Consider the following 16,463-nt stretch of genomic DNA (forward strand, 5'->3'; position numbering starts at 1 on the left):
GACCAGCGTTAAGGGGAAGGCAGCGCCTAGCGCTCGGCCGCCTCTTCGGCGCTCGCCTCGATCCGCTCCATATCGTCGTCGCTGAGACCGAAATGGTGGCCGATCTCATGGATCAGCACGTGGGTGATGATATCGCCCAGCGTTTCGTCGTTCTCGGCCCAGTAATCGAGGATCGGCCGCCTGTAGAGGCGGATGCGGTTCGGAAGCTCGCCCGTTTCCAGGGTGAAGCGTTCGGAAATCCCGCGTCCCTCGAACAGGCCGAGCAGATCGAAAGGCGTTTCCAACGCCATGTCCTCGAAAACGTCGTCGTCGGGGAAGTCTTCGATCTCGATCGTCAGATTGGTGGTCAGCGCACGGAATTCTTCCGGCAGGTGGCTGTAGGCCTCCATCGCCAGGGACTCGAACGTGCTGATTGTCGGAGCGTGGCGATCCTGCCAATTGTCGCTCTGGTCTATGCGAGCCATAAAAGCTCCTTTCCTTTGCCGCCCATATAGAGCCTTTGCAGCTGATTTTCGAGAGCGGAATCAAAGGCAGGAATAAATTCACATCAAACGGCTGTTGACTCTTCGGCCGAGCTCTGGAATCCATAAGAACATAATAGGAACATCCGATAGATGGAGTGACGTCGTGGCACAGTCGGCCGTGGCGCGCGAGCGGCTTTTTGCGCTCCGCGAAACCATTGCAAAGCTTGAAGGAAAACCGGTGCCAGCATTGGCGGCGGCGGAAAACCAGGCTTTGGCCGAAACCGTTCTCGACAAGCCGAAGAGCGAAGACGCCCTGCGTCTGCCGCTTGGCATCCCCGCTCTGGATGAGGCACTCGACGGCGGCCTGCCGCTCGATGGCCTGACCGAAATCCGCACGACGCTACTGCGCAATGCCGGCGCAAGCAGCGGCTTCGTTCTGGCGATCGCAGCCATGCTCCAGCATGGGCAAGAGGAGGGGGCGAATACGCACCTGCCGATCCTCTGGATCGCCGACACGGTGGCGACGATGGAGGCCGGACGGCCCTATGCCGTCGGCCTTAGTGATTTCGGCCTGAAGCCGCGGCTCTTCCTGCACGCCGCACCCAAAAAGCTGGAGGATGCGCTGTGGCTGGCGGAAACCGCCGTCGAAAGCGGCGTCTTTCCAGCCACCATTCTCGAGGTTCGCGGCAATCCCAGGCCCTTCGGCCTGACGGAGAGCCGCCGTCTCAACCTGCGGGCAAAGGCGTCTCGCCGCCCGCTTTTCCTGTTGCGGCAGGCAGCGGAGGAAGAGGCCAGCAGCGCCATCTTCCGCTTTCGTGCCGAACCCGCGCCATCTGCGGCGCGGCCCTTGCCTGATGGTTCGATGCTGGGCGGCAGCATCGGCAATCCGATCTTTCGCATCACCCTGGAGAAGAGCCGAAACCCGGCTCCCTTCTCCATTCTTCTGGAGTGGAACCCCCATGACCGCCGGTTTTTCCCTGTCCGCCCATCAGCCAACACTCGCTTTCCAGGCGAACGCTCAGCGCATTCTGGCGCTGCATTTTCCGCATCTGCCAACCGATCGCATATCCAGGAAGAAGTGGGGTCTCGCCTGGCGTTTGCGCAATCGTCCTGAGACGCCGCCGATCGTCTGCTCCGGCCGCCACGCCAACACCATGCGGCTGACGGCGCTGGACGAGGCAGCCGAGGCGATCAACCTGAAAAAGAGCATGGGTGTCGCCGAAGCGCGCGCCATCCACCCGACGATCGAGGTGATCGAGGAGGATCCCGCTGCCGACCTGCGCTTTCTCGAAGGCATCGCCGACTGGTGCGATCGCTATACGCCGCTCGTGGCGCTCGACGGCAGGGATGGCCTGTTTCTCGATATCACCGGCTGCGCCCACCTCTTCGGCGGCGAAAAGGCGCTCCTCAAGGATATCCTGTCCAGGCTCTTTCAAATGGGCATCGACGTCCGAGGGGCTATCACCGCCTCCCCGGGCCTCTCCTGGGCGGTCAGCCGTTTCGGCCAGGGAGGCGTGATCGACGCGGATGAGACGGAACGGGTCGTTGCTCCCCTTCCGGTCGCTGCACTGCGCCTCTCGGACGACACGGTCGCAGCACTCACCAAGATGGGCCTGAAATACATCGGCGACCTGATGGAAACCCCGCGCGCGCCGCTGACCCGTCGTTTCGGCGCAAGCGTGCTGTTGCGGCTTGACCAGGTACTTGGAACGGATGAGGAGCCGATATCGCCGCGCCTGCCCGTCGCCAGCCTCTCGGCCGAGCGCCGCTTGATGGAACCGGTCGTCGCGGAAGAGGAGATTCTGGCCGTGACCGACCAGATCGCCCATGCGCTGAAACCGTCGCTGGAGGCGCGCGGCGTCGGTGGCCGCGTTTTCGAACTCGTCCTGTTTCGCGTCGATGGCAAGGTCTTCCGCATCGCGGCCGGCACGACCAGGCCGCTGCGGGAACCCAAGCGCATCGCCGTCCTCTTCACCGAACGCCTGCAGGCCGTCCATGACGATCTCGACGCCGGCTACGGGTTCGAGATCCTGCGGCTCAATGTCCTGCGCCATGAAAGTTTCGATACGGCCCAGAGCGATTTCGAGGGGCACCGTCAAACGGACGCATCGCTGGCCATCTTCGTTGATCGCGTTTCGGCAAGGCTCGGTGCCGATTGTCTTCAAACCTTTCAGTTACGCGAGAGCCATATACCAGAAAGGGCGGCTATTCTCGTCCCCGCGATCGACGCTTTATCGGCATCCCGAATTGAGCAAATCATTACACCACCAGCACGCAGCGAAAGACCGGTCCGTATTTTGCAGCGGCCGGAACCCATGGATGCTTTCGCCGTAGAGGTTCCCGACGGCGCACCCGTCAGCTTTCAATGGCGCCGCATGCGCCACCGCGTTGTCAAAAGCGAGGGGCCTGAACGGATTGCCGAAGAATGGTGGATGAAAGACAAGACCGACGACAAGGATAAGCCCTCGCGCGATTATTTTCGCATCGAGGACGATCAGGGCTATCGGTTTTGGATCTATCGCGAAGGCCTTTACGGCTACGATGAAAAGCAGAGCTGGTACATGCATGGAATGCTCGCATGAACGCCGGTTTTTTCGAGATCGGCGCTAAGACGAACTTCTCCTTTCTGGAAGGTGCATCCAAGCCTGAGGAGATGGTGCTGCAGGGCACGCTCCTGAAATTGGGCGGTCTCGGCATTGCCGACACCAACTCTGTGGCCGGCGTCGTCAGGGCGCATGCCCAAGCCAAGGCGATCAAAGAAAAATACGAGCGAAAACAGCAGGGACGGCTGCAGGGGGACGAGAAGCCAGAAACCGTTCTCGACCCAATTCGCTTTCAGCCGGGGGCTCGTCTCGTTTTCTCGGATGAGACCCCGGACATTCTGGCCTATCCACAAGACCGAAAAGGCTGGGCCCATCTTTGTCGCCTGCTGAGCGCCGGTAATCTGCGCGCGGAAAAGGGCAGTTGCCTCTTGCAGGAGGCCGACCTTATCGAATGGGGAGACCGGATGATGCTGGCGCTTGTACCCAACCCATCAATCGCCGACGATACCGGTCGTCACCCCGTCTTCGAAGCCTGCCTCCGACGCCTGCGCGAGCGTTTCCGGGGTAAGTTCCACATGGCACTGACGCCCGCTTATGACGGTCGCGACAGGCGCGTTTTTTCCGTTCTTTCCATGCTGGCCGCCCGCAACCGTGTGCCTCTCATCGCCACCAACCAGCCGCTATTTCACGAAGCGGCTCGCCGCCCCTTGTCGGACGTCGTCACCTCGATACGTGAACACGTTCCTATCTATAAGGCAGGCTTCCTGTTGACGCCGAATGCAGAACGCCATCTGAAAGACGAACGTGAAATGAAACGTCTCTTCAGGGATCATCCGGACGCGGTCATCAACACACAAAGGTTTTTCGCCGGGCTGAGTTTTTGCCTCGACGACCTGCAGCACAATTACCCGGATGAAAACGACGAGGGTGAAACCCCTTACGAGACACTTGAACGCCTGACCTGGGCCGGAGCCGCCAGACGTTTTCCAGAGGAGATGAAGGATGAAACCAGAGCGCAGATCCGCTATGAGCTGGAACTAATCAAGGAAAAACAATACGCGCCTTATTTCCTGACGGTCCACAGGATCATCATGCATGCCCGATACAAGCTACATGTTCTTTGCCAGGGCCGTGGCTCGGCTGCCAACTCGGTCATCTGCTACTGCCTGGAAATCACCGAGGTTAATCCGGAGAAGAATAAGCTTCTCTTCGACCGCTTCATGTCCACGGACCGCGACGAGCCTCCCGACATCGATGTCGATTTCGAGCATGACCGGCGTGAAGAGGTGATCCAGCACATATACCAGCGATACGGAAAGGAGCATGCCGGGCTCACGGCGGCCGTGACCAGCTACCGCACGCGTTCCGCAGGGCGGGAGGTCGCAAAGGCGTTTGGCCTGTCGGAAGACGTCCAGTCGGCGATTGGCAGTCTGGTCTGGGGCTGGTCTGACGACAAGCTTTCGGAACGCGAGGCCAAGGCTGCCGGTCTTGATACCGGAAACATCGTGACCAACAACGTGCTGAAATATGCGTCAGAGCTTCTAAGCTTTCCCCGCCACCTCACCCAGCATGTCGGTGGTTTCGTCATCACTCGCGATCGGCTCGATGAAGTCGTGCCCATCATGAACACGGCCATGCCGGACCGTTACATGATCGAGTGGGACAAGGACGATCTCGACAATTTGAAGATATTGAAGGTCGACGTTCTGGCACTCGGTATGCTGACCTGCCTGCGCAAGGCCTTCGACCTTCTTCTGCTGCATTACGACGAGAAGAAGACCCTCGCGGATCTCGGCAATGCCAAACACGAAGACGAAGAGCCCGTCTATGACATGATCTGCCGGGCCGACACACTCGGTGTTTTCCAGATCGAAAGCCGGGCGCAGATGAGCATGCTGCCACGCCTGCGCCCAAGAGAATTCTACGATCTGGTGATCGAGGTGGCGATCGTCCGGCCCGGCCCGATCCAAGGCGACATGGTCCACCCATATCTGAAGCGTAGAGAGCAGCGACGGCAAGGTATTCCGATCGACTATCCGAGCGAGGAGCTAAAAGACGTTCTGAAACGGACATTGGGTGTCCCTCTCTTTCAGGAACAGGCGATGCAGATCGCCATCACCGCGGCCGGTTTCAAGCCGGCGGAAGCCGATCAGTTGCGCCGGGCGATGGCGACCTTCAAGCGAACCGGCACGATCGGCAATTTCGAAAAGCGCTTCATCGACGGCATGATGTCCAAGGAGATCTATTCGAAAGAGTTCGCACAGCAATGCTTCAATCAGATCAAGGGTTTTGGCGAATACGGCTTTCCGGAAAGCCACGCGGCCTCCTTCGCGCTGCTCGTATACGCCTCCTCCTGGGTGAAGGCCTATTACCCCGATGTCTTCTGTGCGGCCATGCTGAACTCGCAGCCGATGGGCTTTTACGCGCCTGCGCAGCTGGTCCGCGACGCCAGGGAACACGGCGTGGAGATCCGGCCCGTCGACATCAACAGCTCGGATTGGGACTGCCTCCTGGAAGGCGGACGCTTCGATGTTCGTCGGATCGATTTCCGCCATCGTGAGATGACTGATGTCATCAAGGCCAACCACGCCGTCCGCCTCGGCTTTCGCCAGGTCAAGGGGTTATCCGAGGAGGCCATACGCGAGAAACTGATGGCTCACCGGGGATATGGCTACACATCCATCCGCGATCTCTGGCTGCGCTCGGGTCTCGAAAAATCCGACATCGAGCGGCTGGCGGATGCGGATGCCTTCAACAGCATCGGCCTGTCCCGGCGCGAGGCGCTATGGGCGGTCCGTGCGCTGGATGTGAAGAGTGCTGCCGAGCGCTTGCCGTTGTTCGATCAGGCATCTCATCTCGATCTGCAGGTCGAGCCGCAAGCCAGACTGCCTGCAATGCTGCCGGGCGAGCAGGTGGTCGAGGACTACCGATATCTGTCGCTGTCGCTCAAGGCGCACCCTCTGTCCTTCCTGCGCGACGAACTGCGCGGGATCGGCATCACCCGCAGTGTCGACCTGCTCAAGGTGCCGAACGGCCGCTGGGTGACGATTGCCGGCCTCGTATTGGTGCGCCAGCGTCCGGGCTCGGCCAAGGGCGTTATCTTCATGACGCTGGAGGATGAAACCGGCGTCGCCAATGCCATCGTCTGGCCGAAGACCTTCGAGAAATATCGCGCCATCGTCATGGGCGCCCGGCTCGTCAAGATCCGCGGCAAGCTGCAGAGCCAGAGTGGGGTGATCCATACGGTTGTCGATCACATCGAGGACATGACGCACGCCTTGGGCCTCTTGCAGAAGGAGGCCAATCGCTTCGGCGTCTGCGACCGCTCGGACGAAGCGCGCCGACCGACCGCCGATCCCCGACAGAAGAAGCTCAACGAGACATTGGAGAAGGCGGTGATGGAAAAAAGAATAACCACGCATGACAAGCGCGGGCGGAATGAAGCCACGGCGTCGGTCATGCCGAAGGGCCGTAATTTTCATTGATTTTCAATGGCGGGTCCGTTCGGTCATCGTCGCAAGCGGAGAACCATCCGCTTTGATTGGATCGTAAGCGGGCCGGAAGGCAGGCGAAGCGGGAGTGCCTGAATATGAATCTTTCTTGACAACGAACGTCTTCTTTAGCAAAAAGACGATAGTCATTGTCATGTTTGGAATGAAGACGTGCTTGTCTGCAGTTGCAACTATATAACCGACACCGAAATCCGGGAGGTTATCAACAGCCTTCTCGATGAGGACTGTTGGCAGCTTATTGTCCCTGCGAAAGTCTACCACGCCATGGAAAAACGCGGCCGTTGCTGCGGTTGTTTCCCGAATGTGGTCGACATCATCATTCAGACGACCGAGGACTATCACGCCCGTCGGCACTCGACGGATGCCGAAATATTTGATTTCATGTCCCGCCTCAGAAACTTCCATGAAGAAAACAGGAGAGCGGACATTGAAAGGCGACAAAAAAGTCATCGAGCGGCTTAACGAGGCCCTCTTTTTGGAACTTGGTGCTGTCAACCAGTACTGGGTTCACTACCGGCTCCTTGAAGATTGGGGTTACACCAAGCTCGCCAAGAAGGAGCGCGCTGAATCGATCGAAGAGATGCAGCATGCCGACAAGCTCGTCGCACGCATCATCTTCCTCGAAGGCCACCCCAACCTGCAGACGCTTGCGCCCCTGCGCATCGGCCAGAACGTCAAGGAAGTTCTGGAAGCGGATCTCGCCGGCGAATACGACGCTCGCACCGCCTACAAGAAATCACGCGATATCTGTCATGAGGCCGGCGACTACGTTTCCATGAAGCTCTTCGAAGAGCTCCTCATGGACGAGGAAGGCCACATCGACTTCCTCGAAACGCAGCTCGAGCTGCTCGGCAAGATCGGCGAGGCCAAGTATGGCCAGCTGAACGCCGACTCGGCCGACCAAGCCGAATAATCACGCCACAGGAGCCGGTCGCCCAGGCGGCCGGCATCCAAATTTGGCGCCATAAATCAGGCAGCCGGCAATCCGGCGAGATGGCTAAACTCGCTGACCACCTGCTCGTAGACGCCGCGCTTGAACGACACTATCAGTTCCGGCAACTCCGCCATCGGCTTCCAGTCCCAGGCGTCGAATTCCGCGGAATGTCCACCCGGCGGCGGGTTGATGGCGATCTCGCTCTCATCACCATCGAAGCGGAAGGCGAACCAGCGCTGCGTCTGACCGCGAAACTTGCCCTTCAGCCCGATACCGATCAGCTGCGGCGGCAGATCGTAGTTGATCCAGTCCTTCGCCTCGGCAAGCAGCGTCACCGTCTTCATCCCCGTCTCTTCATAGAGCTCGCGATAGGCCGCCGTCAGCGGGTCCTCGCCCTTGTCGATGCCGCCCTGCGGCATCTGCCACAGCTGCGGCGAGCCATCATATTCCGAATTCTCCGCCGGAATCCGGCGGCCGGCCCAAACGAGCCCGGCGCGGTTGAGGATCATCACGCCGACACAGGGGCGATAGGGCAGATCTTCGGCTTTAACGGTCGATTGGCTCATGGTTGTCTCTGTTATGGTTTCTTCGGATCGTTGGTCAGCGCGGCGATCCCGACGATTTCGATGCCGCGCATCGCCGCTTCTTCCGTCCATTTTGAAATGGCATCGATGCTCTCGTCAAATGCCGAGGCGACACCGATCGCCTGGCCGTTGCGCTTGGCCACGCGCTCGAGTTCATCCAGCTTGTTGGTGATCGCGTTGAAATCCACCTGCCCGTCGAGCTGCACGTCCGCAAAGGCGTAGGGCGTCTCGGTGCCCTTGGCAATCGCGGCCGTCTTCGACTGCGCCGAGGTGCCGTCGTCGAGAAAGAGCAGCCCACGCTTACCGATATCGCGCATGACAGGCTCCAGGGCATTCGCATCCGAGAGGAAACGGCCGCCCTGGTAGTTCAAAACGCCGGTGTAGTTGGTGATTTCGCCCATCGCCCGGTGCAGGCTCTCGATATTCTTGGCGACGCTTTTCGACGTCAGCAGCGTGTCGGGGCCTGGATCGTTCGCCGGATAATCAAAAGGCTCGAGCGGCACCTGGATCAGTATTTCATGGCCGGAGCGGCGCGCCTCCTGCATCCAACGCTGCAGGCTGTTACCGGTTGCAGCGAATGCAAGCGTCACCTCCTCGGGCAACTGCTGGATCGCCCGCTGCGTGCCCGTCTGGCTCAGGCCAAGCCCGCTCACGACGATCGCGATCCGCGTTCCATGCGCGCCCGACCACGGCCGCGCATACTGATCCATCGGCCGACGACCATCGGGGCCAACGATCGGCAGCCGCCCGAACGACGACGCCTCGAGCAGGGCATCGTTCGGCAGCGCGGCCATTCGCGGATCCTGCCCCACCTGCATGGCATCGATCAGAACGGGGCCATTTCCGTCGCGGGTTTTCGGGCTGTATTTGGTCACCACCGAGCCATCGCCAGTCGTCATCCGCTCGACATTGGCGCCGGAATTCGGCTCGCTGCGCGGCATGCCGTTGGGAGGCGCGGCATCGGGCGCGGCGGTCTGTTGGGCGGTATCGGTAGGAACGGCGGAGGCCTGCTCCTTGGCGGGCGGCGTCTCGCGCTTCAGGCCATCACCGCGAAAGGCGGTATAGACCGAAAAGCCGCCGATCAGCACGAGGCAAAGCCCGGCGACCACCCGCCCCGTGTGCAAGACGCCAGGGCGCTTGCCGCCGGGTTTGCGGTTCTGTCCAAGAGGCGCGTGCAGATCGGTATTCATTCTTCGGCTGCTTCCATCATCAGGACAGCAAAAAGGCGTCAGGCCGGATCCTCATCCGGCCTGACGCCTCATCTGATCATTACTTGGCGCTAACGGCCTTTTCAGGGTTCGGCGGGAAAGACGGGTCCGTCTTCTTGCCGCGCAGAAGGTCGAGCGCGTAGTTGAGCTGCACGTCATCCTTCGGATCCGGCGGCACGTAGGCGACGGAGCCCGAGCCCTCGTCCGTCTCGCTCTGGCCCTTGATGTGGCCGCGCAGGGCGGATTCGCCCTCGGTCACCATCTTGCCCTTCAGATCATCCGGCAGCGGCTCTTCGACCTTGATGTCAGGCGTGATGCCGGTGCCCTGGATCGAGCGGCCCGACGGCGTGTAGTAGAGCGCCGTCGTCAGGCGAAGTGCGCCGTTCTCGCCAAGCGGAATGATGGTCTGAACCGATCCCTTGCCGAAGGAGCGCGTGCCGAGAACCGTGGCGCGACGCAGATCCTGCAGGGCGCCGGCAACGATTTCCGATGCCGAAGCCGAGCCACCGTTGATCAGAACGATCACAGGCTTGCCATCAGTCAGATCGCCCGGGCCGGCATTGAAGCGGCGGGTTTCATCCGGATTGCGGCCACGGGTGGAAACCACCTCGCCGCGCTGCAGAAGCGCATCCGATACCTGGATCGCCTGATCGAGCAGACCGCCCGGGTTGAGGCGCAGGTCGAGCACGTAGCCCTTGAGCTTGTCGGCCGGAACGGTCTTCTTGATCTTCTCGATCGCCTTTTCCATGTCCGGATAAGTCTTCTCGGTGAACGAGATGATGCGGAGATACCCGACATCATCCTCGACGCGCGATTTGACCGCCTGCACGGCGACGACATCGCGAACGATCGTCAGTTCGATCGGCTTGTCGGCGCCCTTGCGGATCAGCGTCAGCTTGATCGGGGTGTTGATGGCACCGCGCATCTTCTCGACAGCGTCTTCAAGCTTCAGGCCACGGACGGACTGTCCGTCGATCTCAGAAATATAGTCGCCGGCGAGAACACCTGCCTTGGCGGCCGGTGTGTCGTCGATCGGCGTGATGACTTTGACCAGCTCGTCTTCCATCGTGACTTCGATGCCGAGACCGCCGAACTCGCCCTTGGTCTGGGTCTGCATGTCCGCCGCGTCCTTGGCGTTCATGTAGCTCGAATGCGGGTCAAGCGACGAAAGCATGCCGTTGATGGCATTTTCGATCAGCTTGTCTTCAGCCGGCGGCGTCACGTACTGGGCGCGAACGCGCTCGAACACGTCACCGAAAACGGACAGTTCCTTGTAGGTGGACGCCCCCGCCGCTTCCGCGGGCACACCGGCGGAATAGATGACGCTCATGGCCGTCGCACCCATCAATGCGCCAACCAGAACAAGAGAAGCCCTACGAATCATTGCGTGCCTTTCCGGTGTCTTTGGCGGTCCACCATGGTCGGGAATCGACCGGCTTTCCGTCTTTTCGAAATTCAATGTAAAGCGTTGGTCGGTTTGTTTCCAGCGCCAATGCAGTCGCACTGGCCACTCTTTTCGCACCCATCACCGCAAGCGGTTCGCCGGCGAAAACAAACTTGCCCTGCCGCGCGTTCATGGTCTCCATTCCGGAGAGAACCAAGTGATATCCATCGCCGGCATCGAGAATGATCATCTGCCCGTAGCTGCGAAACGCGCCGGCATAAACGATCAGACCATCCGCCGGTGCGGTGACCACCGTCTCCGGGTTGGTCGCCAGCGTCATACCCATCGCCTCGTGGCCTGTTCCATCGGCATCGCCGAACTGGCGCAGGATATCGCCGGCAACGGGCAACTCCAGCTTGGCCTTCAATTCTCCGAACGGATATGCGGGCGCAATGCGGTTTTTATCGGGCACCCCGCTGTCCGCCAAAGCCTTGGCCTGCGCGCGCTGTTCATCCGTCAGCAGCCTGCGATTTTCCTCCGCCTGGCGCGCCGCGGCCGTCGCCTGGCGAACGGATGAAATCTCGCTTTCCATCGATGCCACAAGGCTCTCGAGGCTCGTGGCCTTGCCCGCCAATTCCTCGGAGCGTTGGCGCTCGGCATTGAGCTCGGCTGTATTGCTCCGGCTCAATTTCTCGTTCTCGGCGAGAAGCAAATCCATGCGCCGCTCTTCCTCGAGGCTGTTGGTCATCGTCGTCGTCAAGCCGGCTTTCTCGGCGGCACTTGCGGCCTGCAGCGAGGCCAGGTTGCCGAGATCGGCGGCGAGTTTGTCCGTCTCCTTGCGGATGCCGGGAACAACGGCACCGAGCAGGATGGCGCTGCGCACCGAAGCAAGCGCATCATCGGGTGTCACCAGAAGCGCCGGCGGCGGGTTGCGGCCCATCCGCTGCAGCGCCGCGAGCACCTCGGCCAGCAATCCACGCCGCTCGTGCAGCGAGTGGCGAACCGCATCTTCCTTCACGCCCAGATCGGCAAGCTTCTTCTCGCTCTCCAGTATCTGCTTTTCCAGCGACTTGCGCCGCGCGGCGGAATCGATCAGCGCCTGGCGAACACTGCTGGTGCTCTTGTCCAGATCTTCGATGCTCTTCTGCAGTTCCGCGACCTTGCTCGAAGAGAGATTGATGGTCTTCGATAGCGCATCCAGTTCGCTGCGCGTCTGGTCGCGCTTCTTTTCCAGTTCGACGGCCGGATCAGGTGCCGCAGCCGCAACGGGCGCGCTTGTCGCCTGAGGGTCCGGTTGCGCGGCGGCCGGCTGCTCCTGCGCCAGAGCGGAAACCCACCCGGACACGCCGAGAACCGACGCGGCGAGGCTCGCCACGGCAACCGACAAGATCACATAGTTTTGCTTGGATGCAGGTGTCGGCATGCCGATCGGTAAATCCTCTTAAACCGCGCGAAGATTAAGCTGATTTGACCATCTTTGCCAGAAAGATTGAGGCCTGCCGCCCGATCGCGCAAGACACACCTGCGTGAATGATCGTGAGCGCTCAGACGCGATGGTAGGGATGGCCGGAGAGGATCGTCACGGCGCGATAAAGCTGCTCGGCGATCAGCGTGCGAACGAGTTGATGTGGCCAGGTCATCTTGCCCAGGCACAGCGTTGCGTCCGCCCGATCGTAGAGCGCCGGATCAAGTCCATCGGCGCCGCCGATCGCGATCGTCATCTCGCGCTTTCCCTGATCGCGGTAATTGCCGAGAAGAGTGGCGAAGCCTTCGCTGTCGAGCGCCTTGCCGCGCTCGTCGAGGAGAATGAGAATACTGCCGTCCGCCAGCGACTTCTGAAGCATGCCCGCTTCCTCGCGCTTGCGCGTATCGGAATTGGAGGCGCGACTTTCGGCGACTTCGACAACCCGGGAGAATTCGAGGCCGATGGCGGGACCGGCCTTTGCAAAGCGGTCGAAATAACGCGCCGCAAGATCCTTCTCCGGGCCGGATTTGAGCCGCCCCACGGCAAAAAGACCAACGCGCATGTGTCCGCTCCTGCTATCAGGCTTTTCCCGGCTCAAAAGTGCCGCAGGCCGGGGCTAAAGCACCACCGGCCCAATCACAGCCATCTATCAGGCGCCGGACGCAGCGTCCAGACAGCCTGCCGGCTGGAGTATCAGTGCAGCGTCTCGTCCAGATCGGGAGCCTGCCACATCTTTTCGATGTTGTAGAACTCGCGAATTTCGGGACGGAAGACATGCACGATAACATCGCCGGTATCGATCAGGATCCAATCGCCGGCATCCTGGCCTTCGACCCGGGCGGAGCCGAAGCCCTCGTCCTTGAGGTCGCTGAGCAGGTGGTCGGCAATCGCCATGACATGGCGGCTCGAGCGGCCCGATACCACGACCATGAAGTCGCCGAGCGCCGATTTTCCGGCAATGTCGATGGAAACGATATCTTCAGCTTTGGAGTCCTCGAGGCTGACGAGGACGGTGTGCAGGGCGCGGGCAGCGGCATCAACGCCACGTTCCGGGCTCTTCGGGACAACGACTTTCGTGTTTCCCTTTGCGTGTACTGTTGTCAGTGCTTTCCCTTTCTCGGAATGACAAAGCATGCACATCACTGATTTGGCGAACCAAATCATGGTTAAGATAGGCACCGAACCATAAATGTTTCAAGACGCCCGCGATCACAAAGCATGAATGCCGGATTTGGCGCAGTAGCAACGGATGGCTCAGCCTCAAGTGCATCCTGCGGGGCTGTGTACAGTTGCTGTCGCCCTCAGTAAAGTGATGCTTCGTCCCAGTGCGAAGATTACAAATGAAAAACACCTTAGAAAACACGCTTGTCCCGGTCCTTCGCATCAGCTTCCCGCATGAAGATCGCCTTGGGCACGGCAAGATGGAACTGCTGGAGCATATCAGGGAGACCGGCTCGATTTCCGCCGGCGGCCGCGCGATGGACATGTCCTACCGGCGCGCCTGGTTGCTGGTCAGCGAAATGAACCGGATGTTCAAGCATCCCGTCGTCGAATCGCAACGCGGCGGCCAGAAGGGCGGCGGCGCGGCACTGACTGAGTTCGGCGAGGAACTGCTCGCGCGTTTTCGGCAGATGGAGCGGACGATCAGGGTGACCTTGGCCGACGATCTCGCCTGGCTGGAAAGCAACCGTCTGATCGATGGCACCGAGCCGGCTGTCTAAGGCTCCAGCGCAACCGTCTTGATGATGGCGAACACCGGCATGCCCGCGCGCAGCGCCATGCGCTCCGCCGAGAAAGTGGTGATCCGCGACAGGATCGCATCGCCTCCACAATCGACCGTGACGTCTACGGTCGCATCGTCGGAAGGCGTCACCGTCAGGATCGTACCTTCAAGCACGTTGAGCGCGCTGAGGCCATTCGGGCGCTCGGTGGCAAGCATCACGTCGCGCGAGGGAATACGGACACGCACCGCCTTGCCCGGCGCAAGACCGGCATCTGGCACATGCAGCCGCACGGTCGCCATCGCAACAGTTGCCAGGCGATGCCGCTCGTCCACGGCCTCCACACGCCCCTGCAGCAAGGCGCCCGCCTCGCGCCGATCGAGCGACGCGGCGGGCAGGCTGAGCACCTCGGTCGCCGCGCCAACGGCCTTCACCCGACCGTCCTGCATGACGACGACCTGATCGGCAAGCCGCGCCACCTCCGCCACCGAATGGCTGACATAGACGATCGGAATATCCATCTCGTCTCGCAGACGCTCAAGGAACGGCATGACCTCGGCTTTGCGCGCTTCGTCGAGCGCGGCAAGCGGCTCATCCATGAGAAGCAGGCGCGGCGACGACAGAAGCGCTCGGCCGATCGCCACCCGCTGCTTTTCACCGCCGGACAGATGCTCAGGGCTGCGACCGAGCAGCCTCTCGATATCGAGCAGGCCGACGATCCGCTCAAAACTCTCCCGTGGCGCGCCCTTCGGCGCGAACCAGCGACCGTAGGTCAGGTTCTGGCGCACGGTCAGATGCGGGAAGAGCCGCGCCTCCTGAAAAACATAGCCGAACCGCCGCCGATGCTTGGCGACGAAAATCCGCTTGGCGGTATCCGTCAGTATCTCGCCGTCGAGGCTGATTTGCCCCTCGTCGGGCCGCGTCAGCCCGGCGATCATCCGGATCATCGAGGTCTTGCCCGAGCCCGAGCGACCAAACAGCGCGGTGATCCCGCGTTCCGACGTGAACCCCGCCTCGAGCGAGAAGGCGTCAAACCGATGCTTTGCCTGAACAACGAGCGTCATTGCGGATCGATCCTCCGCCCGATGAGACGTGACAGAAATTCGGATGCGAGCAACGCAGCCATGGAAATAACCACGGCCACCAAGGTCAGCCGCAACGCGCCTGCATCCCCGCCCGGCACCTGCGTGAAGGAATAGATCGCAGCCGATAGCGTCTGCGTCTCGCCGGGAATATTGGAAACGAAGGTGATCGTCGCACCGAACTCGCCCATGGCTTTGGCGAAGGCCAGGATCATGCCGGCGATGATGCCAGGTAGGGTGAGGGGCAGCGTCACCGTCAGGAAGACCCAGAACGGGCTGGCGCCGAGCGTGCCGGCGGCCTCTTCAAGTTTGCGGTCGATCGCCTCAATCGAGAGCCTGATGCTGCGCACCATCAGCGGAAAGGCCATCACGGCGCAGGCGAGGGCCGCCCCGGTCCAGCGGAAGGAGAAAACGATGCCGAAATACTGATCGAGAAAGGCGCCGATCACCCCGCGCCGGCCAAACAGCACAAGCAAGATGAAACCGGTGACGACGGGCGGCAGGATGAGCGGCAAGTGCACGATGCCGTTGAGAATGGACTTACCCCAGAAGCGCCCCCGCGCCAGAAGTAGCGCGACGCCGATGCCGAAAGGAAGGCTTACCAGCATTGCAACGATCGACACGCGCAGGCTGAGCATGATCGCCGTCCATTCGTCACTGCTCAGACCAAGTGCTTCCAAATGCAATGCTCCTGAAAAAACGAAGGCCCACCGTGGCGGGCCTTCAGACTAGGCAGTTGCGTTTAAAACCGCAATTATTTCAGGATGGTGAAGCCCTGTTCGGTAAAGAAGTGCGCAGCCTTCTCCGACTTCAGGAAGTCGAGATAAGCTGCCGTATCGGCATTCTTGCTCTCCGACAGGATCGCGATCGGATAGGTGATCGGCGGGTGCGAGTCGGCAGGGAAGGTGCCGGCAACGGCAACGCCCGGATCGGCGTTCACGTCGGTCCGGTAGACGATGCCGAACGGCGCTTCGCCGCGCGAGACCAGCGCCAGCGCCGCGCGCACGCTTTCAGCGCCTGCGACCTTGCCTTCGACCGACGACCAGACGCCGAGCTTTTCAAGCGCGGCCTTGCCGTACTTGCCTGCTGGTACCGACTTGACTTCGCCCATTGCGAGCTTTCCGTCGCCGAGCAGGCCGGCGAGATCGAAGCCCTGCTTGATATCAACCGGCTTGACCTTGTCCTTGGCGGCGACGAGCACGATGCTGTTGCCGAGCAGGTTGGAGCGGGTGTCCGCCTTGATCAGGTTCTTCTTGGCGAGATAATCCATCCAGTCGAGGTCGGCCGAAATGAACACATCCGCCGGCGCTCCGCCTTCGATCTGCTTTGCCAGAGCGGAGCTCGCCGCATAGGAGACGACGGCTTCCTTGCCGCTTTCCTTGGCCCATTCGGCATTGGCCGCATCAAGCGCATTCTTCATGCTCGCGGCCGCGAACACCGTAACTTTTTCAGCGGCGAAGGCAGTGCCGGCGGTCGCACCAAGCCAGATCGCGGAGACCGCGACGGCTGCGAATTTCACCCATTGACGACGATTGTGCATAGTGGCTCCCCAACGCTTCGAGATAT

At 61.0% G+C, this 16,463-nt stretch carries 15 protein-coding genes and 1 pseudogene; 6 read left to right on the plus strand and 10 right to left on the minus strand.

Features of this window, described 5'->3' with window-relative positions:
* Positions 1–26: 26 nt before the first annotated feature.
* A complete protein-coding gene (locus tag J5286_RS21170) occupies positions 27–464 on the minus strand; it encodes a metallopeptidase family protein (RefSeq protein ID WP_183899995.1) in 438 nt (145 codons plus the stop codon).
* A gap of 163 nt (positions 465–627) precedes the next feature.
* Here J5286_RS21170 and J5286_RS31275 point away from each other — a divergent pair, with 163 nt between their 5' ends.
* From J5286_RS31275 to bfr, 5 genes and pseudogenes are all read left to right on the plus strand, one after another.
* Positions 628–1,578: an ImuA family protein gene (locus J5286_RS31275; RefSeq protein ID WP_348529279.1), complete on the plus strand. Its 951-nt coding sequence runs from the start codon at positions 628–630 to the stop codon at positions 1,576–1,578.
* A gap of 40 nt (positions 1,579–1,618) precedes the next feature.
* Entirely contained in the window at positions 1,619–3,046 is a 1,428-nt protein-coding gene (locus tag J5286_RS21175) for a Y-family DNA polymerase (RefSeq protein ID WP_245206421.1), read from the plus strand.
* The gene (locus J5286_RS21180) at positions 3,043–6,492 is read left to right on the plus strand and encodes an error-prone DNA polymerase (RefSeq protein ID WP_209191988.1); all 3,450 of its coding nucleotides are present in this window, start codon (positions 3,043–3,045) and stop codon (positions 6,490–6,492) included. The genes J5286_RS21175 and J5286_RS21180 overlap by 4 nt, the downstream gene beginning before the upstream one ends.
* Positions 6,493–6,586: 94 nt before the next feature.
* A pseudogene (locus tag J5286_RS31280) lies at positions 6,587–6,981 on the plus strand ((2Fe-2S)-binding protein).
* Entirely contained in the window at positions 6,947–7,432 is a 486-nt protein-coding gene (gene bfr / locus J5286_RS21190) for a bacterioferritin (RefSeq protein WP_018901052.1), read from the plus strand. Before J5286_RS31280 ends, bfr begins: the two are co-directional and overlap by 35 nt.
* 56 nt (positions 7,433–7,488) lie before the next feature.
* Here bfr and J5286_RS21195 read toward each other — a convergent pair whose 3' ends face one another.
* The 6 genes from J5286_RS21195 to rsfS all read right to left on the minus strand — a co-directional run bounded on the left by J5286_RS21195 (position 7,489) and on the right by rsfS (position 13,228).
* The gene (locus J5286_RS21195) at positions 7,489–8,019 is read right to left on the minus strand and encodes an RNA pyrophosphohydrolase (protein WP_018901053.1); all 531 of its coding nucleotides are present in this window, start codon (positions 8,017–8,019) and stop codon (positions 7,489–7,491) included.
* Between the two features lie 11 nt (positions 8,020–8,030).
* On the minus strand, positions 8,031–9,227 hold the full coding sequence (locus tag J5286_RS21200; RefSeq protein ID WP_209191990.1) for a divergent polysaccharide deacetylase family protein: 1,197 nt from the start codon (positions 9,225–9,227) through the stop codon (positions 8,031–8,033).
* Positions 9,228–9,306: 79 nt separating this feature from the next.
* Entirely contained in the window at positions 9,307–10,629 is a 1,323-nt protein-coding gene (locus tag J5286_RS21205; protein ID WP_047509025.1) for a S41 family peptidase, read from the minus strand.
* Positions 10,619–12,052 (minus strand): murein hydrolase activator EnvC family protein, encoded by a 1,434-nt coding sequence (locus J5286_RS21210; protein WP_209191991.1) that lies wholly within the window; start codon positions 12,050–12,052, stop codon positions 10,619–10,621. The genes J5286_RS21205 and J5286_RS21210 overlap by 11 nt, the downstream gene beginning before the upstream one ends.
* 121 nt (positions 12,053–12,173) lie before the next feature.
* Positions 12,174–12,656 (minus strand): 23S rRNA (pseudouridine(1915)-N(3))-methyltransferase RlmH, encoded by a 483-nt coding sequence (rlmH, locus tag J5286_RS21215; RefSeq protein WP_209191992.1) that lies wholly within the window; start codon positions 12,654–12,656, stop codon positions 12,174–12,176.
* Between the two features lie 131 nt (positions 12,657–12,787).
* The gene (gene rsfS / locus J5286_RS21220) at positions 12,788–13,228 is read right to left on the minus strand and encodes a ribosome silencing factor (RefSeq protein WP_209191993.1); all 441 of its coding nucleotides are present in this window, start codon (positions 13,226–13,228) and stop codon (positions 12,788–12,790) included.
* A 206-nt stretch (positions 13,229–13,434) separates the two neighbouring features.
* On the opposite strand from rsfS, the gene J5286_RS21225 reads away from it, so the two are divergent.
* A complete protein-coding gene (locus J5286_RS21225; protein WP_209191994.1) occupies positions 13,435–13,815 on the plus strand; it encodes a winged helix-turn-helix domain-containing protein in 381 nt (126 codons plus the stop codon).
* Here the strand turns inward: J5286_RS21225 and modC are convergent.
* From modC to modA, 3 genes are all read right to left on the minus strand, one after another.
* Positions 13,812–14,879 (minus strand): molybdenum ABC transporter ATP-binding protein, encoded by a 1,068-nt coding sequence (gene modC, locus J5286_RS21230; protein WP_209191995.1) that lies wholly within the window; start codon positions 14,877–14,879, stop codon positions 13,812–13,814. The two genes, J5286_RS21225 and modC, sit on opposite strands and share 4 nt — an antisense overlap.
* Positions 14,876–15,577, minus strand: a complete 702-nt coding sequence (modB, locus tag J5286_RS21235) for a molybdate ABC transporter permease subunit (RefSeq protein ID WP_209191996.1) — start codon at positions 15,575–15,577, stop codon at positions 14,876–14,878. Before modB ends, modC begins: the two co-directional genes overlap by 4 nt.
* A 74-nt stretch (positions 15,578–15,651) precedes the next feature.
* On the minus strand, positions 15,652–16,437 hold the full coding sequence (gene modA, locus J5286_RS21240) for a molybdate ABC transporter substrate-binding protein (protein WP_112942713.1): 786 nt from the start codon (positions 16,435–16,437) through the stop codon (positions 15,652–15,654).
* Positions 16,438–16,463: the final 26 nt, after the last annotated feature.

This window comes from Rhizobium sp. 16-488-2b (assembly GCF_017741815.1).
Classification (GTDB): domain Bacteria; phylum Pseudomonadota; class Alphaproteobacteria; order Rhizobiales; family Rhizobiaceae; genus Rhizobium.